The sequence below is a fragment of the Enterococcus sp. AZ015 genome, assembly GCF_050499225.1.
GTDB classification, from domain to species: domain Bacteria; phylum Bacillota; class Bacilli; order Lactobacillales; family Enterococcaceae; genus Enterococcus_D; species Enterococcus_D entomosocium.
The window spans coordinates 888,286-906,044 of record NZ_JBMHEX010000001.1 but is presented as its reverse complement, the minus strand read 5'-3'; the positions used below and the strand labels follow the sequence as shown (position 1 = coordinate 906,044).

The window sequence follows — 17,759 nt, the reverse complement described above, 5'->3', positions numbered from 1 at the left end:
TTCGAATAATTTGTTCACTGCTACCAATTCTACCATATAATGGCGCTTTTTAGAAACAAGTTAATGAAAAAAACTCTTGAATTTTTCCTAAGAATCACTATCAGCTGTTTGATTTTCGTCTGCATCGTCTTCTTGTGTATTTGAAATTGGATAAGTAAAGATCCCAACTTCCATATCCACAATACTGTCCTCGGTCAAATCTTTGGCAATTTGCGGATAATACTGCATTTGACTCACCATATTTGAGATATTGACAATCACTTGATTGCCATCATTCATAAAGAGAGTTAACAGTTCATCATTGCTGTCACGGGGGGTGTATTTGATTTGAGAAATGCCATCTCGAATTTCTGAACTTAATTCTTGATAGGCACTGAGTGTCGCCTTGATTTTGTCTTCAGCCGAAAAATTTTCTAAAACCGGCAATCCTTCCTCTGGCTGCTCACTGATATCATCCAAAACAGCGCCATTTTCCAAAACTGGTGCATAGCCGCCATCTTTGGCTAATAAAGCCACTTCCTGGAATTCAGTGACAGTGATATCAAAACGATTAATACCAGATAAAGAAATAGAAGCATTTTTTATGCGCGGCAATTCTTTTTTGATTGCTGCTACACTCTGATTCCGTTCAAAAAATTGCGGCCACATCTCTTCATTGACGGCTAGGTCAGAATTTTTGAGAATCGCTTCTGCGGATACTTCTTGATTGCCTTTGACCACCACATTAGCCAAACGACTAAGCGGCGAAACAAAATACAAAACAATCAGCAAAGGAATCATCAGTAAACCGATAATCAGCGCTAAACGGCGAATCAATACTTGATTGCGGTACGCCTTTAGATTAGGTAGCCGGTCAGCAAAGGAGCGAGCCTTTTTTTCTGGCTCAGGCAGCTCTTCTTTCCCAGCGTCGGTTTCTTCTATCGCTTGTTCTGCTTCAAAAAGTGCTTCTTCTGCCAACTCCTCTTCATCTTCATGCGCTTCTTTCATGTCTTCTGTTTCTTCAGAAGCGGGTGAAGACCAAGCTGGCTGATTGCCTTTTTCTTGCAAATATTTTAGATTTTCTTTTTGCCAAGGGGTCAACTCTTCCGTTGACGAGGGGGTTTGATCATCATGAGGTGTTTTGTCTTTACTAATGATAATCGCTCCTTTCTATCCCACACATTGTACTATTTGATTACCTCTTGCACAAGTCGAAATAATCGTTCCGAGGCATCGCTGATCCCTTGTTCTTTTGAGGCTTTGGCCATCTTACTACGAAGGGCTTCATCTTGCATGATACTATCTACTGCTTCCACGAGGTTTTGGCTGTTTAGTTCATGATCGGCAATCATTTTGACTGCTCCTGCATTGGCTAAACTTTGGGCGTTCTTAGTTTGGTGGTCATTAGTCACATAAGGGCTAGGAATCAGAATTGCTGGAATCCCTAATGCCGTAAATTCGGCAATCGATGTGGCGCCTGCTCGTCCAATCAACAAATCACTATTTGCCATCACTTCTGCCATTTGATCGATATAGGGACGAATACTGATATTAGGGAAAGCATCTTTTGACATCCCGATTTTTTCTTCGATCTCTTTGTAATACCTTTCCCCAGATGCATAAAGTAACTGATACTCTTTTTGAGCAAAAAGCGGCAGCGCATCAATGATCGCTTGGTTGATTTTCAGAGCTCCTTGACTCCCACCAAAAACCAAAACCGTTTTTTTCGCCGGATTTAAATCGTAAGAAGACAAAATCGTCGACTTTTGACTATTCCGTACTTCTTGACCCCTGGGATTGCCCACAAGCACCGTTTTCTTCGCTGGAAAGTATTGAGAAGCATCGTGAAAAGCAATGGCGATTTTATCCACATACTTGGTTAGAAACTTATTGGTGATTCCAGGAACACTATTTTGTTCATGAATAATGGTAGGTATTTTCAACTTCGCTGCAGCAAAGACCACGGCGCCAGAAACATAGCCGCCGGTGCCAATCACCACATCCGGTTGAAACTCCTTGATGATTTTCTTTGCTGCATAATAGCTTTTCATGAAAAGCTGGATCGTTTTTACGTTATCAAAAGACAGCTTACGCTTAAAGCCTTGAATCTCTAACGTTTTAAAAGGAATACCTGTTGGAGGGACGATTTTATTCTCCAAGCCCCTTGTTGCACCAATGTATAAAAATTCGGCTGTCGGGTCAATCTCTTTTACGTAATCGACAAAAGACAACGCTGGATAGATGTGGCCGCCAGTACCGCCGCCAGTCACAAGTATTTTCATGTCCTTCACTCATTTCTATTTAAGTTCTGCTACTGCCGCCATAAATTTGTCGCCTCGAACTTCAAAATTAGGGTATTGATCCCAACTTGCATTCGCCGGTGACAATAGAATCGTATCTCCAGCAGCACTTAAAGAAAAGGCAACTGGGACGGCTGTTTCAACATTGTCTGTCATTTCAATCGTTTTTACGCCAGCTGCTTGAGCGGCTGAGGCTAATTTTTCTTTTGTTTCTCCAAACACTACGATAGCTTTGAGTCCTTTTAGTGCTGGAACCAACTCATCAAAACTGTTGCCACGGTCCAAGCCGCCTGCCAATAAGACCAATTTCTCATTGTCAAAACCGCCTAAGGCCATTTCTGTTGCTAAGATGTTGGTTGCTTTGGAATCATTGAAAAATTTCACCTGATTGATGGTGGTGACATACTGGGTCCGATGAGGTACCCCAGTGAAGGTTTGCAACGCTTGTTTGATTGCTTCGTTTGGCATATTGCAAAGTTTTCCAACAGCGATCGCCGCTAAGGCATTTTCAATATTGTGTGCCCCTGGTACGCCAAGTTCCTCCGCTGCCATAATTGCTTCTTCTTTATAGTAGAGCATCCCATCAAGCATATATGCTCCTGCTACTTTTTCCTTGGTGGAAAAAGGAATGATTTTCGCCTTTGATTTGGCCGACAGTGCTTCTAGTTCCGGTTGGTTCCAGTTGATCACTAAATAATCGTCAGCGGTCATTCGTTGTTGCAAGCGCCATTTTGCTAAGACATATTCCGGGCGACTACCATGGTAATCGATATGGGCTTCATATATATTCGTGATGACAGCGATTTTCGGCCGTAAGGTATCGATTCCCATCAATTGGAAACTTGAAAGCTCCATCACCAAGCGATCTTCAGGCTTAGCTGTTTGAGCAACGGAACTTGCAGGAAACCCGATATTTCCAGAAAGCAATGCCTGTCCTTTTTCCATTCCAGCATTCAAGACATTGGCGATCATAGTCGTTGTGGTGGTTTTTCCATTCGTACCAGTAATACCGATAATCGGCGCTTCAGAGATTTGATACGCTAGTTCCACTTCCGTGATCACAGGAATTTTTTTCTCTAAAGCTTTTTGAACAAGAGGTTGTGAATAGGGGATCCCTGGATTTTTAACGACTAGCGAAAATCCTTCATCCAATAATTCAATCGGGTGGCTGCCAGTGATCACTTTGACCCCTAAAGCCAAAAGATCTTGTGCTTCTGGATTTTCAGCAAATGGCTTTCCGTCATTAACGGTCACAAGTGCGCCCAAATCATGTAACAATTTGGCCGCACTGAATCCACTACGCGCTAATCCTAGCACAAGAACTTTTTTATTTTGATATGTTATAATTTTTTTCATTTTCTTCATCTCCTACCATACAAGGGCTATTGTGAGCAACGAGCAACCTAACGCGATACACCAAAACACAGTGTCGATCTTCCACTCAGACCATCCGCTCATTTCAAAATGATGATGGATGGGTGACATCTTGAAGATTCGTTTGCCTGTTAATTTGAATGAGGCAACTTGCAGCATCACGCTTGCTGTTTCACAAACATAGACCAGTCCGACAAGCAATAGGGTCCATTCTTGGTGTAAAAGAATCGAGATAGCTGCCAGCAGACCGCCTAAAGCCAGTGAGCCGACATCCCCCATAAAGATTTTTGCCGGTTTGCGATTGTAGGGAAAGAAGCCGATCAATCCGCCGATGATCGCAAGACAAACGATTAACACATCGATTTGATCTTGTCGCCAAGCAATCAGTGCGTAAGTTGAAAAAGAAATCGTGCCCAGTCCTGCGACTAGCCCATCGATACCGTCCGTCAAGTTGACTGCATTTGAAAAACCAACAAGCCAAAAAATGACGAACAAGCCATAAAAAATCGATAGCGACACGTCTATCCCAAAGAAATTCAGTACATCCGCATTGCCTTCGGATCGAAAAACAAAGTAAAAGACGAGTCCGCCTAAAATCTGTCCAATCAGCTTTTGCAACGAGTTCAGCCCCATATTTCGTTTGCGGAAAATCTTGATGAAGTCATCAAGAAATCCTAATGCACCATAAACCAAGGTAATGAACAAAAGAATGAACAATGAAGCAGTCAATTGATTTTGCCATGCTCCTACCCAGATGGCAGTGATCATTGCAGAAATCAAAAATACAAACCCACCCATCGTTGGTGTACCGGCCTTTACATTGTGCCATTTGGGGCCGTCACCACGTATTTCCTGTCCGTATTTCTTCATTTGAAAATAGCCGATAAACAAAGGCATTGTGGCTGTTACGATCGCAAAGCCACTTGCCAAAGGTAATATCATCTCTGTCCATTCCATATTGTTCTCTCCTATTTATTCGTTTTCACTTAGTGTAAACTTGATCGATTGTCCTGATAATTCGGTGTATGGTTCCACGCTTTGTTTGGTACAATAGCCGTTTCCTTCAAAACTGACGTCTACATTCAGCAGACTACCAAATTTGATTAAGTCTGCTTTTGACCAGGAAGTCGTATCCGGCATATAGTACTTATCGCTGTCGGTAACGAGCAGTACCCGTCCGCCAGGCATGATCGAAGTCCCACTGTCAACCGATTGGGCAATGACTTTTTCACCATCCCCGATGACTACCGGGATCAATCCAGCTTTTTGAACATCCGTTGCAGCCGATTCTGTATCGAGATTGCGATAATCCCCCACAGTTGTTTCGCTACCAGATGTTGTGCTTTCTTCTAATGCAGAGTTTTTCAGATCCATGACCCGTTTCATCAATGGATTGGCAATTTCACCCAACACGGTGCTTTCGTGCTTCTCTGGTAATTTAATCGTCAAATACAAAATGTATTCTGGTTCTTCTGAAGGAAACATCAAAACAACGGAATATAGATAATTGGTGCCACCAGACAAATACTTACCGGTTGTTGGATCGGCTACTTGGGCCGTCCCTGTTTTTGCAGAAATGTTGTAGCCAGGTAATTCATAAACGCCATAGGCACTTCCATAATTTTCACTCTCGACAACATCACGCATATATTCACGGACCTCTGTTGCAGCCTCTTTTGTGATCGGATGGCCGACCTCTTCTGGTTGCGTGACCGTTTCTTCTCCAGTATTGCCATCAACGATTTTACTAATAAATTGTGGTTTCAGCATCGTTCCATTATTTGCGACCGATGTGAAAGCCTGCATCATTTGGAAATTCGTCACACCAATCGCTTGACCAAAGGAAGTCATCGCTTGGCTGACAGGATTATCTTCTGGGGTGATTCCAGTATTTTCGTTAGGCAATCCTGAATAGGTGCTACGGCCAAAGCCAAATTCTTTTAAGTATTGTTGCCAACGATCAGCCATCCGCTGCTCCAAGGTCACCATTCCGATATTACTGGACCATGAAAGAGCTTGGCGCATCGTCAGTGTTCCTTTTTGACCAAAGTCCCAGTCATTGATGGTTGCATCGTAAAGTTTTAATCCATCAGGACTTGGGGTAAAGGTTTCGTTCTCATTGAAGATGCCTTGATCGATGGCAGCTGCTGTCGTCAAAATCTTCATGGTTGATCCTGGCTCATAGTTGTCTTCAACTAACAGATTTTGCCAATCATTGATCGAATCCAAATTTTCTGGATTGTAGGTTGGTCGTTGCGCCATCGCTATGATTTCGCCGGTTTTGGCATCCATTAAGTTCGCTGTTAAGTTTTCTGGTTTGTTTTCTTTAAAGACGCTGTCCATCAGCGTTTCCAAATAGCTTTGGATTCGACTATCGATGGTGGTATAAACGTCTTTCCCGTCAACGGCTGCGACGGTCTCTGCTACTGTTCCGGGCAGCGGGTTTTGATTGTTATCTTTTTGATAAACGATCTCACCATCAGTTCCCGATAATACATCATTGTAAGCAGCTTCCAACCCAGTTTTGCCGACTAGACCAGTATCGTCATCATTGGCAACAGCATACCCGATAAAGTGAGAAGAAAAGACCCCATTCGGATAAAGGCGAGCTGGATGGCTATCAAAATGGAAGCCGGCAATATCTTCTTTTTCCATTGCATCTTCGATCGCATTTTTTTGTTCTAATGTAATATTATTTCCCTTGCTCCCAAAAGAGACCCGCCACAATTGTTGCTCAAGGCCATCCTCTAACGTATTGACTGCTGTTTCTTGATCAATGGACAATACATCTGACAAAATTTTGGCCAACTTATTGAAGTTTGCTTTTTCTGCAAAGAGATTTTTGTTGCCATCTTTGTAATTCTGATTCAAAACAGCATAAATGGAATACGAGGTCACATCTTCGGCGATCGGAATCCCATTACGGTCATAGATTGTTCCACGTTTCGCTTTGATCACTTCGCTGCCTTCATAAAGATTTTTGGTCTTTTCTGCTAATGAAGTTCCCGCGACATCCCCGACAATGACGATATAGCTCAAACGCGTGACAAACAAAAAGAACAATCCAATACTCGTAGCAAAGAGAATAATACCTACTTTTTTGCGATTGTTCGTTGTAGTTTGATTGTTCTTTTTTAAGTATTGCTTGAATTTATCTGTTAACTTCATTTAGTCCACTTTCCTTAAATTGCCATCATCGATCGACAATCCATTATCCTCAGCAATCTTTTGGATGCGCTCGGTTTTAGAAAGTTCATTTTTCTCTTGTTCCAACTGTTCTGCTTGTGTTGTTTTCTCAGTGATATCCGATTGGATCAAGGAAATATCATGCTCAACTTGGCTGATATTGGTCCGAATATTGATGGTCAAGATTGCCAACGTCAATACAGCGATAATCACAAAGGCAGCAATCAGTTTTTCTAGAGTAGAAATACTTTTTAACCGACGAGCCGGAGATGCTGGTACACGGATGACCTCAGGACGCTGGGGATCAGTAGGCAGTTTTTCAGTTGTCGGTTCAGAGTGATCCAAAGGTTGTGATTCAAGAGGTTCTCTGAATTCATAGTCATGAACTTTTAGTTCTGCCATAGTTGTTACCCTTCGCTTTCCTTGATTTTTTCCGCGATTCGTAGTTTCGCACTACGAGAACGATTATTTTCAGCTACTTCTTCCTCAGTAGGAAGCAGTGGTTTTCTTGTTATAAGTTTTAATGTTGGTTGAAATTCTTCTGGTATCATCGGCAGACCTGGTGGCATATCCTTTGGTGTACTGTATTCCTTGAACATCGATTTCACAATGCGATCTTCTAATGAGTGGAACGTGATCACACTGACACGTCCGTTGACTGCTAAAAGATGAATGGCTTGTTCAAGTGATTCTTCAATTACACCTAGCTCATCATTGACTGCAATTCGAATGGCTTGGAAAACCCGTTTTGCTGGGTGACCGCCCTTTCTTCTTGCTGGAGCTGGAATGGCTGTTTTGATGATATCGACCAATTCCCCCGTTGTTTCGATGGGATGATCTTGTCTCACCCGCTCGATTTCCCGAGCGATTTGTTTTGAGAATTTTTCTTCTCCATAACGGAAGAAGATTTTGACTAATTGATGGTAGTCGAATTGATTGACCACTTCATAGGCAGTCAATGCTGCAGTTTGATCCATCCGCATATCCAGCGGTGCATCTTGGTGGTAGCTAAAGCCACGTTCGGCTTCATCTAATTGGGGTGAGGAAACACCTAAATCATACAAAATACCATCGACTCGGCTTACGCCGTGTTGATTCAATGCTTCCTTTAAATAGCGGAAATTACTTTTAATAAACGTGACCATCCCTTTAGCAACATAAGGTGCTAAACGTTCTTTTGCATGGTCGATGGCGGTTTGGTCTTGATCAAAAGCAAAGAGATGTCCTTCTTCAGACAGTTGTGACAATAAATATTCACTATGACCAGCTCCACCTAATGTACAATCGACATAGACGCCTTCTGGACGAATTGATAATCCATCAACGGTCTCCTGTAGCATAACGGTGTAGTGTTGAAAATCTGCCATGTGTTTTTTCCTCTTCCTATCAAGCCTATAAGCCAAAGTCGATCATTGTTTCAGCAATTTCATCAAAGTTTTCTTCTGCTTCTTCAGAGAATGCTTGCCAACGCGTTTCATCCCAAATCTCGATTCGATTTGAAACCCCGATGATCACGCAGCTTTTAGTAAGGTCTGCATGATTTCTCAATGTAACAGGGATATTGATTCGTCCTTGTTTATCGATCTCGCACTCTGTTGCAGCAGAATAAAAGAAGCGGACAAATGTCCGAGCATCCTTTTTCGCTAAAGGCATTTCGTTTAGTTTTTCTTCAAGTTTTTCCCATTCAGATAAGGGGTAGCCAAATAAACAGCCATCTAATCCACGTGTCACAACAAATTTTTCTCCGAGTTTTTCTCGTAGTTTTGAAGGGACGATTAGTCGGCCTTTTGCATCTATCGAATGTTGAAATTCACCCATAAACATCGATAAATAACCCCCGATCTCCACCTGATATTCACAGTCTACCACAATCCCCCACTTTCTACCACAAATTATATGAAATTTGAAAGGGAAGTTGTTTGACTTTTCTTTACCAAATGAACAAAAAGAGGAAATCAGACTCCTTAAAGTCTTTAAAAAAACTTTAAGTGAAAAAATGGACGTTTATCAAGGGGCAAAACACTATAAGTAACTTACGATATTTAGAATGATCAAAACGACATGAAAAATGATCGTAAATAGAAAAATACTGCGCCAATACATCTTAAAATAGCGACCATATTGGATCTCTTCATAGTAGTACGCCTGAAAGACGGCCAGTAGAATGCCTAATAAAAAAATGGAGATCAAATAATACAATGTGATTGCTTGATCAAAAGTATATTTTGATAATTGATGAATCCCCACCATTAAAAATGGTACCGCTAAATCCGGTGCCTTCACATGGAAACGATCATTCAACGAAAGTGCAGAAACGATAAAACGACAAGCAAAATAAACGAGCACAGGAAAAATATACCAAAACAAAACGATTGGATTAAATCCAGACATACAGCAAAATCCTTTCTAACAACTAGTGTCACTATACTTTATTTTCTTTACATCCATGTTTCAGTTCTTTTAAAAATTTAAGCCGGAATAAGACAGCCATGAAATTTTTTAAGGAGGCTCTTATTTCAACAACTAACTTTTGAAAGTTTTAAAGAATGTATTTCTTTACCTATTAAAACAGAAGGGAGTAGCTTCAACAAGCCTATCTTGCCATTCTAACGAATTTTTTTATAGTGAAATTGAAATTTTCTTAATTTCTCCTTGGATCAACTTGAGTTCTTGAGAAATTGAGGGTAAACTGTCACTAGAATAACTCTAAAAGGTGGATTAGAATGAACGAGAAAAAACCAAAAAGTACCTTTGCAAAAATCACGCAAGTCGTGATCTGGACCATGCTTATTCTCACTGTCGGCTCGATTTTCTTAGCAGCGTACACAAGTATTATGGGTTAATCCTATTAAAAAATGCCCTTTTCCAAAATGATGGCTTCCATCTTTTGGAAAAGGGCATTTTTTTACAGTAACGGTGACACAAGACGTGCCAGGCCTTCCTTGATCTTGATCGTCAATTTTCTTTGTTGATACGCTTCGATCGTTAACGGTTTGGAATCGATCGAATCCGCCAGAAACGCTTCTTTTGTTTGAGTCGCAAGTTGCGCATCATAGATAATCGTATTGACTTCAAAATCTAAGCGAAAGGATCGAACATCGATATTTGCTGAACCAATCGATACAAGTCCACTATCTATAATCATCGTTTTCGCATGCATAAACCCTTTCTCATAGGTTTCAATGATTGCACCAAAATGAAGCAGCTCAGCCGCAAAGGAATAGGTCGCCCAATATACCAAGGGATGATCCGGTTTATTAGGGATTTGGATATGGACTTTCACCCCAGAAAGCAGTGCCAACTTTAAGGCATTGTGAATAGCTTCATCCGGAATATAGTAGGGCGTTTGGATTAGAATTTCTTTTTTGGCTAAATTGATCATTTTCAAATACGTCATTTTTATTTCTTCATGTTCCGTATCAGGACCACTAGTGATAACTTGGGCTGCGACTGTCCCCGCTTGTTTGATTTCAGGAAACAAAGAAGGATCATATTTGATCTCCAAGGCATGTTGTGAATTCCAATCCATCAAAAACCGATTTTGCAGCGAATAGACAGCTGAACCGGCAATTCGCAAGTGATTGTCTCGCCAATAGCCAAATTTTTCCACTTGTCCTAGATATTCATCTCCCACATTAAAACCGCCTGTATAACCAATCTCACCATCAATCACCACGATTTTACGATGATTCCGATAATTGATTCGCGGATTGACATAAGGAACGAACAAAGGAAAGAAAAAGGCAATTTGCCCGCCATGCAGACGCAATTCATCAAAAAACTTCAATGATACCTGGGTACTGCCCCAAGCATCTAACAAGACTCTTACTTTTACGCCTCGCTTTGCGGCTCGTACCAATGCTTCTTTGACCTCATTTCCCAATGCATCACTGCGATAAATATAATATTCCATATGAATGTGATTTTTTGCCTGTTCGATATCCGCGATCAAGGCATCAAATTTCTGCCGCCCATCGGTATAAAGTGTCATGCTATTGGCTGTCGTATAGAGGGATTGACCAAAGACCGTCAACAGATAGACTAACTGCTGGACTTCTACTTGAGCAGTCGGCGGATGCGGAAACAAATGACGCGCGAGCGCTTGTTTTTGTTCGTCTAATTCAACGTTTAGACCAATCTTTGCTTGTGAGCGCATATCGAAAATCTTTTCCTTGGAAATTCCTCTACCAAAGAAAAAGTAAAGCACAAAACCAACGATTGGAATAAACATCAAGACCAAAAGCCAGGCCCATGTCTGAGCAGTCTGACGTCTCTCTCTGAAAATGATAATGATTGATAACAAAATATTAACTATAAATAAAATGGTTACCAAATTATCCATTACAACCATTTTTCCACCTCTTCCCCGATTTCCCGCTACTAAAGCATATCAAAAAATAGTACCTAAAGTAAAGAAACACTGTGATGAAACAAAAAAAGCCGATCTGACGATCGACTTTAATAAAACATACGTTTAGAATTTTAAAAATCGGCGCATTGATAAGACGGAACCAAGCGAACCAATCACGATACCAATCAGTGCCATCACACCGCACACTTGTATTAGAAACATATTTGGTGCAATTAAGCTGTAATTTGAACGTAGCAAGGATGGATTGACCATTGCATAAACTTGATGATACCCGAAGTACATCAACGCAATTGGGACAATTGATCCTAAGAGTCCGATCCAGCCTCCTTCAAGGAAGAATGGCCAACGAATGTAGCCGTTTTTCGCCCCAACCAGACGCATGATTTGAATTTCTCTTTGACGGGACAAAATCGTGATCCGAATCGTATTAGAGATTAGGAACATTGCCACAAAAATCAGTAAGACAGCAGCAGCTAAGCCCCAAGTCCGCACAGCCGCAGACAATTCAAAGATTCGGTCAGAAGAGTCTCCACCGTAATCGGCTTTAAAGACATTCGGCAAATCCCCAGCTTGTTCTGCGATCTCTGTCGTATACTCTGGATCTGTGGCACTTACAACAAATACGTTATACAGTGGATTACTGTCGCCTTCGAACAAGTTCCATGAATCCCCCATGGCATCCTGGATCTTCTGCAATTCTTCGTCTCGACTAGAAAATGTCACTTCTGAAACGTTCGGCAGATCATTTAAGGCCTGTTCTAAAGCATCCATGTCTTCTTGTTCTGTACCAATATCAACGAAAACCGACACGTCCACATTCTCACGAATATCTTCGGCTAGTTTTGTTGCATTTAAGATTACACCTAGAAAAATACCGACTAATGTTAATGTGATCGTCACGGCACTCAATGACGCGATAGTCATCCAGCCGTTACGCTTTAAACTTTTAATACTCTCCAGGAGATGACGGAAAAATGTTCTAATCATCGTAACCATATTCTCCTTCCGCTTGGTCGCGAATAATGCGGCCATTCTCAATCGCGATCACGCGATGACGAATCGTATTTACGATCGTACTATTATGGGTCGCCATAACGACCGTTGTTCCTTGTGCATTGATTCGATCAAGCAATTTCATGATTTCCCATGAGTTTTCAGGATCTAGATTTCCGGTTGGTTCATCCGCAATCAATACCTTCGGTGTATTTACGATGGCACGAGCGATCGACACCCGTTGTTGTTCCCCACCGGAAAGTTCACTTGGAAAGACCCGAACTTTATGTTTCAGTCCGACCAAATCCAAAACTTCCATCACCCGTTTTTTGATATCACGGGGTTTGCGTCCGATAACTTGCATTGCATAAGCAACATTTTCAAAGACCGTTTTCCGCGGTAAAAGTTTGTAGTCTTGGAAGACCACGCCGATTTCCCGGCGCATCAAAGGGATCTCACGGTTTTTCATGCCGACCAAATCATATCCTGCGACATTCAAAACGCCTTTTGTTGCTCTTTCTTCTCGATACATCAATTTGATAAAGGTTGATTTTCCGGCGCCGGATGGTCCAACGACATAGACAAACTCCCCTTGATCAATTGAAATCGAAAGGTTACGGATAGCAGTCGTACCATTAGAGTACTTTTTCATTATATCTTTCATTTCTATCATACAGCTATCTCTCCATCTCAAATTTTCATTCTGGCTTATTATAGCATGAATATATTTCACCTTGCTTGCAACAGATTACAATTGTGTTTCAATCTGTTTAAGTCATACCAGGTTATTTTTGATTCAGTTTCAGCTTCAAATAGGCATCGATAAAGCCGTCCAAATCGCCATCCATGACTGCCTGTACATTCCCAGTTTCGAAATTCGTTCGGTGATCTTTGACCATTGAATAGGGATGGAAGACATAAGAACGAATTTGCGAGCCCCAGCCGATCTCTAATTGCTCGCCTCGCAAGGCTGCTGCTTCTTGTTCTTTCTTTTCGACTTCTAATTGATACAGCTTAGCTTTCAACATCCCCATCGCTTGCTCACGGTTTTTCAGCTGTGAACGCTGGGCTTGGCTAGCGACCACTGTACCTGTTGGAATGTGAGTGATCCGCACAGCAGATTCGGTTTTGTTGATGTGCTGTCCACCAGCGCCGCTTGCGCGGTACGTATCGATCTTCAAATCATCTGAGTTGATCTCCACATCGATCGCCCCATCTAATTCTGGCATCACATCCACCGAGCAAAATGACGTATGCCGTCTCTTAGCAGAATCAAAAGGTGAAATACGGACCAAGCGATGCACGCCTTTTTCCGACTTCAAATAGCCATAGGCGTTGTGGCCTTTCACAAGTAATGTGACACTTTTGATCCCCGCTTCATCACCGGCTTGATAGTCCAAAGTTTCCACCTGATACCCATGTTGTTCACAAAAACGAGTATACATCCGTAACAGCATGCTGCCCCAGTCTTGCGACTCGGTACCGCCTGCTCCCGGGTGCAGCTCGATGATGGCATTGTTTCGATCATAGGGTTCATCTAACAACATCGACAATTCATAAGAAGCCATTTTCTCATTTAACTTACCGATTCGCGCATCAAGTTCTGCTTCCATTTCCGGATCGGCTTCTTCTTGAATCATTTCCAACATCACTTCGAGTTCTTCCAATTCTTCTGCTAGCTGATTGAATTGATCGTAAGTCTCTTTGTTGGCATTGTTGGCGTTAATGACTTGTTGAGCTTTTTCTGAATCATCCCAAAAGGTAGGATCTGCCATTTGGTGTTCCGCTTCCGCAATGTCCTCTTCTAACTGATCTAAGTCAAAGAGACCCCCTAAAACTGATTATTTTTTCATTCATCTGGGTCAATTGATTCCGAATATCTGCGATTTCCATTAAAATTCCTTCTTTCTTTTTTTCTTACAAACGAAAGTAGACTGGACAAAAACGTCTGCCAGCCTACTTCACCTTTTTCAAAACTTGTTACATATTTTTCCCGTGGCAATTCTTGAATTTTTTCCCGCTTCCGCAAGGACAAGGATCATTGCGGCCCACGTTTTTGAAACTTGGCGCTTGGGCAGCCGGTGCTTCTTCTACCCCTTGTGCTTCTCCTTGGGCTACTTGTTCCCGTTGAACGTTTTGGCGGATTTCTGCCTTCATAAACAGACGAGTTACTTCATACTCGATGGCTCCAACCATGTTTTCAAACATATTGAATCCTTCTGTTTGGTATTCAACTAACGGATTGTTTTGTCCATAAGCCCGTAACCCAACCGATTGGCGCAATTGATCCATGGCATCGATGTGGTCGGTCCACTTCGTATCAACGACTCGTAAAATCACTACTTTTTCAAATTCCAGTAATTGTTCTGGACTATTAAGTTGTGTTTTCTTTTGTTCAAAGACTTCTTCTGCCCGTTGGTTTAGATAATCTTTAATCTCTTGAGCTGATTTGCCCTTGATGTCTTCAATACTGATGGTATCTTCATGAACAAGTGCATTGGCAGCAAAATCAACGATTCCTTCATAATTCCAATTGCTTTCTTCTAATTGCGTATGACTGTCAACGACACGGCTGATGGAACGTTTCACCATATTCATTAATTGTGGTGAAAGATCCGTTTCTTCCATGATTACTTCTTGACGTTGTCCGTAAATAACTTCCCGCTGTTCTCGCATTACGTCATCGTATTGCAAGACGTTTTTCCGGGTATCGTAGTTATTCCCTTCCACTCGTCTTTGGGCAGATTCTACTTGTTTTGAAAGCATCTTGCTTTGGATCACGGCATCGCCTTCATCGATTTTCATCCGATCTAAGAACACTTTGATTCGTTCAGAACCAAAACGTTTCATTAAATCATCTTCTAGCGACAGGTAAAATTGCGACATCCCTGGATCTCCTTGACGTCCCGCACGTCCCCGCAACTGGTTGTCGATCCGTCGTGATTCGTGACGCTCGGTACCAATAACTGCCAATCCGCCTAGTTCTGCAACACCAAGACCCAACTTGATATCCGTTCCCCGACCAGCCATATTGGTCGCGATCGTTACAGCACCTTTTTGCCCAGCATTCAAAATGATTTCCGCTTCTTTAAAGTGATTCTTGGCATTCAATACTTCATGAGGAACTTTCTCCCGATCAAGCATTGATGATAGTAATTCAGAAGTCTCAACAGCGACCGTCCCTACAAGGACTGGTTGCCCTTTGCGGTGGCGTTCTTTGATGTCTTGAACGACTGCTTGGAATTTGCTGGTAAGTGTTGGATAAAGCAAGTCCGCACGATCATCCCGTAAGATCGGTTTGTTCGTAGGAATCTGAATGACTTGCATGTTATAGATTTCTCTAAACTCTTCTTCTTCCGTTTTCGCAGTACCGGTCATCCCAGACAGTTTTTTGTACATCCGGAAGTAGTTCTGGAATGTGATCGTCGCCATCGTTTTGGTTTCATCTTCGATCTCGACACTTTCTTTTGCTTCGATCGCTTGATGCAGCCCGTCAGAATAGCGGCGGCCATCCATGATCCGACCTGTAAATTGGTCAACAATCATTACTTTGCCATCTTGCACCACGTAATCAATGTCACGAATCATGATGTAATTCGCCCGCAACGCTTGGTCCAAGTGATGGGTCAATGCGGTGTTTTCGATATCATACAAATTTTCTAAGCCGAAGGTCTCTTCCGCTTTTTCGATCCCGCGTTCTGTCAAGCCGATCGTTTTTGATTGAATATCGATTTTGTAGTCTTCTTCTTCCGTCAAGCGTTTGACGAAATTGTCGACCCGATTGTATAGCGCGGTCGATTTTTCTGCTTGTCCTGAAATGATCAATGGCGTTCTCGCTTCATCGATCAAGATCGAATCGACTTCATCGACAATGGCATAGTTTAATGGACGTTGTACCATTTGATGACGATAAACCACCATGTTGTCCCGCAAATAGTCAAACCCTAATTCATTGTTTGTACTATAAGTGATGTCACAAGCATACGCCGCACGTTTTTCTTCTGCTGATTTTGAGTTGATGTTCAAACCTACTGTCAATCCTAAAAAGTTGTACAGCTCTCCCATCTCAGTCGAGTCACGAGTTGCCAAGTATTCATTGACGGTTACGACATGGACGCCTTGACCACTCAAGGCATTCAAATAAACAGGTAATGTCGCCGTCAAGGTTTTCCCTTCACCGGTACGCATCTCTGGAATATTCCCATCATGCAAGACGATCCCACCCATTAATTGGACGTGGTAAGGATAAAGACCCAAAACGCGTTTTGCAGCTTCACGTACTACTGCAAAAGCTTCAGGTAATAATTTATCCAAAGTCTCTCCCTCTTGGAAACGACGACGAAATTCATCGGTTTTCCCGCGTAATTGTTCATCAGATAAAGCGGCCATTTCATCCGCATGTGATTCAACTTGATTCGCAATATGGTCAAGACGTTTTAATTCTTTTTTGTCGTTTTCGATTAATTTTCTAAAAAAATTGGCCATACCTTAATAATTCTCCTTTTACTTCTACATTATCCTAGCTGGAAACTCTCCTAACTATTTTAGCACTAGTTCACCATAAATGAAATATTTTTCGATAGAACTATCGCATCAATCTTGCGTGATAAACGGATTCTTAACCTTTTTTCACAGATTTTAAAGAAACGAAGGGAAAAAATACGCAACAAGCCATCGATCGGTGCCCAAAGTCCAGCGCACGTCCAAATGACTTGTTGCGAATATTTGCAAATTAGGCCGTTTTAAAACGGGTTTTTAAGAAAGCTAAGAAGAGCATCAGCAGCATGCCTAAAGATTGGATCCCAATCATCAAGATGATGTCCGCGCCAATAAATCCTGCCAACATCGCCACCAGAGAGCCTGCCCCCAGTGCATTTAAAATCACGTTGGTACTTTCTTTGAAACTGCTGATCGTCGACAGTCGCGACTTTTTCGTCAGCCAGAGGAAAAACGCTGCGCCCATGACGAGGATACTATTCATTGCCACCAATAAAAATGCCACCGTGATCGTCTGGCTGAAGAAAATCGCCGTCTCGTTGTTGCGATAAAAGCCGTCTTCGATCACTTTCTGAAACGAAGCCGCATCATGCACTTGATCAGGCATCATTTCCGCCGTGTAACGCATCTCATAATGATAGGTTTGTCCATCGATTTCCTCTTTGATGGTCCAGTCTGTCTCACGAAAATTGATGGCATATTTTGCTTCCTCAAGGTCCGCTTCTGAAAGCGCAACACCTATAATGCCCGCTTCTGTTTGCGAAAAGACTTGTGACTCATCCGTTAAAAGTTTGCCATCTTCCAGCTGCAGTTCACTGTATTCGGCTGCTGTCTCAGCAGTCATGAGTGTTTTTGCATGGGGGAAAAATGCTGCAAATGCTTGATCCGTTTGCTTGCTGATCATCAAGGTCAGCGGGATCATCAGCAAGGACATCAAGAAAATATAGACAAACACTTGCTGCCAGCGATTTAATTTTTTACGCCATGCATAGACTTTTGTTGGAGAAAATATGGCCCCAAAGTATGTTAAGGGAAATCGTTGTTCAGACATCCTATCA

Annotated in this window: 15 protein-coding genes and 2 pseudogenes; 1 reads left to right on the top strand and 16 read right to left on the bottom strand. The window is 42.0% G+C overall.

Annotated elements, in window-relative coordinates:
• Positions 1 to 87: 87 nt before the first annotated feature.
• From IGK85_RS04115 to IGK85_RS04075, 9 genes are all read right to left on the bottom strand, one after another.
• Positions 88 to 1,080 (bottom strand): cell division protein FtsQ/DivIB, encoded by a 993-nt coding sequence (locus IGK85_RS04115; protein WP_005237280.1) that lies wholly within the window; start codon positions 1,078 to 1,080, stop codon positions 88 to 90.
• Between the two features lie 86 nt (positions 1,081 to 1,166).
• Positions 1,167 to 2,261, bottom strand: a complete 1,095-nt coding sequence (murG, locus tag IGK85_RS04110) for an undecaprenyldiphospho-muramoylpentapeptide beta-N-acetylglucosaminyltransferase (RefSeq protein ID WP_005237281.1) — start codon at positions 2,259 to 2,261, stop codon at positions 1,167 to 1,169.
• Between the two features lie 15 nt (positions 2,262 to 2,276).
• Positions 2,277 to 3,635 carry a UDP-N-acetylmuramoyl-L-alanine--D-glutamate ligase gene (gene murD, locus IGK85_RS04105; protein WP_008377338.1) on the bottom strand — a complete coding sequence of 453 codons (1,359 nt, stop codon included), beginning with the start codon at positions 3,633 to 3,635 and terminating at the stop codon, positions 2,277 to 2,279.
• Between the two features lie 12 nt (positions 3,636 to 3,647).
• Positions 3,648 to 4,610 (bottom strand): phospho-N-acetylmuramoyl-pentapeptide-transferase, encoded by a 963-nt coding sequence (gene mraY / locus IGK85_RS04100; RefSeq protein WP_005237283.1) that lies wholly within the window; start codon positions 4,608 to 4,610, stop codon positions 3,648 to 3,650.
• 15 nt (positions 4,611 to 4,625) lie between these two features.
• Positions 4,626 to 6,821, bottom strand: a complete 2,196-nt coding sequence (locus IGK85_RS04095; protein WP_008377336.1) for a penicillin-binding transpeptidase domain-containing protein — start codon at positions 6,819 to 6,821, stop codon at positions 4,626 to 4,628.
• Positions 6,822 to 7,241: a cell division protein FtsL gene (gene ftsL, locus IGK85_RS04090; protein WP_008377334.1), complete on the bottom strand. Its 420-nt coding sequence runs from the start codon at positions 7,239 to 7,241 to the stop codon at positions 6,822 to 6,824.
• 5 nt (positions 7,242 to 7,246) lie between these two features.
• The gene (rsmH, locus tag IGK85_RS04085) at positions 7,247 to 8,206 is read right to left on the bottom strand and encodes a 16S rRNA (cytosine(1402)-N(4))-methyltransferase RsmH (protein WP_008377332.1); all 960 of its coding nucleotides are present in this window, start codon (positions 8,204 to 8,206) and stop codon (positions 7,247 to 7,249) included.
• A 25-nt stretch (positions 8,207 to 8,231) separates the two neighbouring features.
• Positions 8,232 to 8,663 carry a division/cell wall cluster transcriptional repressor MraZ gene (gene mraZ, locus IGK85_RS04080; RefSeq protein ID WP_005228792.1) on the bottom strand — a complete coding sequence of 144 codons (432 nt, stop codon included), beginning with the start codon at positions 8,661 to 8,663 and terminating at the stop codon, positions 8,232 to 8,234.
• Between the two features lie 198 nt (positions 8,664 to 8,861).
• Complete coding sequence (locus IGK85_RS04075; protein ID WP_005237289.1) at positions 8,862 to 9,230, bottom strand: DUF3397 domain-containing protein; 369 nt, start codon at positions 9,228 to 9,230, stop codon at positions 8,862 to 8,864.
• A 332-nt stretch (positions 9,231 to 9,562) separates the two neighbouring features.
• Here IGK85_RS04075 and IGK85_RS04070 point away from each other — a divergent pair, with 332 nt between their 5' ends.
• Positions 9,563 to 9,682 (top strand): DUF4044 domain-containing protein, encoded by a 120-nt coding sequence (locus IGK85_RS04070; RefSeq protein WP_005237290.1) that lies wholly within the window; start codon positions 9,563 to 9,565, stop codon positions 9,680 to 9,682.
• Between the two features lie 62 nt (positions 9,683 to 9,744).
• On the opposite strand, the gene cls is transcribed toward IGK85_RS04070, so the two are convergent.
• The 7 genes and pseudogenes from cls to IGK85_RS04035 all read right to left on the bottom strand — a co-directional run bounded on the left by cls (position 9,745) and on the right by IGK85_RS04035 (position 17,752).
• Positions 9,745 to 11,190 carry a cardiolipin synthase gene (gene cls / locus IGK85_RS04065; RefSeq protein WP_008377328.1) on the bottom strand — a complete coding sequence of 482 codons (1,446 nt, stop codon included), beginning with the start codon at positions 11,188 to 11,190 and terminating at the stop codon, positions 9,745 to 9,747.
• Between the two features lie 123 nt (positions 11,191 to 11,313).
• A complete protein-coding gene (gene ftsX, locus IGK85_RS04060) occupies positions 11,314 to 12,198 on the bottom strand; it encodes a permease-like cell division protein FtsX (protein WP_005237292.1) in 885 nt (294 codons plus the stop codon).
• On the bottom strand, positions 12,191 to 12,877 hold the full coding sequence (gene ftsE, locus IGK85_RS04055) for a cell division ATP-binding protein FtsE (protein WP_005237293.1): 687 nt from the start codon (positions 12,875 to 12,877) through the stop codon (positions 12,191 to 12,193). The genes ftsX and ftsE overlap by 8 nt, the downstream gene beginning before the upstream one ends.
• A 112-nt stretch (positions 12,878 to 12,989) precedes the next feature.
• A protein-coding gene (gene prfB / locus IGK85_RS04050; protein ID WP_101495161.1) for a peptide chain release factor 2 occupies positions 12,990 to 14,097 on the bottom strand; the annotation gives its coding sequence in 2 pieces (ribosomal slippage) (positions 12,990 to 14,024 and positions 14,026 to 14,097; 1,107 coding nt in all).
• Positions 14,098 to 14,184: 87 nt separating this feature from the next.
• Positions 14,185 to 14,259, bottom strand: a pseudogene (locus tag IGK85_RS04045) (SEC-C metal-binding domain-containing protein); the annotation flags it as partial.
• A gap of 45 nt (positions 14,260 to 14,304) precedes the next feature.
• Positions 14,305 to 16,689, bottom strand: a pseudogene (secA, locus tag IGK85_RS04040) (preprotein translocase subunit SecA); the annotation flags it as partial.
• A gap of 247 nt (positions 16,690 to 16,936) precedes the next feature.
• Positions 16,937 to 17,752: a maltodextrose utilization protein MalA gene (locus tag IGK85_RS04035; RefSeq protein ID WP_008377324.1), complete on the bottom strand. Its 816-nt coding sequence runs from the start codon at positions 17,750 to 17,752 to the stop codon at positions 16,937 to 16,939.
• Positions 17,753 to 17,759 lie beyond the last annotated feature (7 nt).

Excerpts from the sequence above, each read along its gene's own strand:
- mraZ (WP_005228792.1), bottom strand. The coding sequence starts at position 8,663 with ATGTTTATGGGTGAATTTCAACATTCGATAGATGCAAAAGGCCGACTA.
- IGK85_RS04035 (WP_008377324.1), bottom strand. The coding sequence starts at position 17,752 with ATGTCTGAACAACGATTTCCCTTAACATACTTTGGGGCCATATTTTCT.
- IGK85_RS04095 (WP_008377336.1), bottom strand. The coding sequence starts at position 6,821 with ATGAAGTTAACAGATAAATTCAAGCAATACTTAAAAAAGAACAATCAA.
- murD (WP_008377338.1), bottom strand. The coding sequence starts at position 3,635 with ATGAAAAAAATTATAACATATCAAAATAAAAAAGTTCTTGTGCTAGGA.
- IGK85_RS04070 (WP_005237290.1), top strand. The coding sequence starts at position 9,563 with ATGAACGAGAAAAAACCAAAAAGTACCTTTGCAAAAATCACGCAAGTC.
- ftsE (WP_005237293.1), bottom strand. The coding sequence starts at position 12,877 with ATGATAGAAATGAAAGATATAATGAAAAAGTACTCTAATGGTACGACT.
- cls (WP_008377328.1), bottom strand. The coding sequence starts at position 11,190 with ATGGTTGTAATGGATAATTTGGTAACCATTTTATTTATAGTTAATATT.
- mraY (WP_005237283.1), bottom strand. The coding sequence starts at position 4,610 with ATGGAATGGACAGAGATGATATTACCTTTGGCAAGTGGCTTTGCGATC.
- rsmH (WP_008377332.1), bottom strand. The coding sequence starts at position 8,206 with ATGGCAGATTTTCAACACTACACCGTTATGCTACAGGAGACCGTTGAT.
- ftsX (WP_005237292.1), bottom strand. The coding sequence starts at position 12,198 with ATGATTAGAACATTTTTCCGTCATCTCCTGGAGAGTATTAAAAGTTTA.
- ftsL (WP_008377334.1), bottom strand. The coding sequence starts at position 7,241 with ATGGCAGAACTAAAAGTTCATGACTATGAATTCAGAGAACCTCTTGAA.
- IGK85_RS04075 (WP_005237289.1), bottom strand. The coding sequence starts at position 9,230 with ATGTCTGGATTTAATCCAATCGTTTTGTTTTGGTATATTTTTCCTGTG.
- murG (WP_005237281.1), bottom strand. The coding sequence starts at position 2,261 with ATGAAAATACTTGTGACTGGCGGCGGTACTGGCGGCCACATCTATCCA.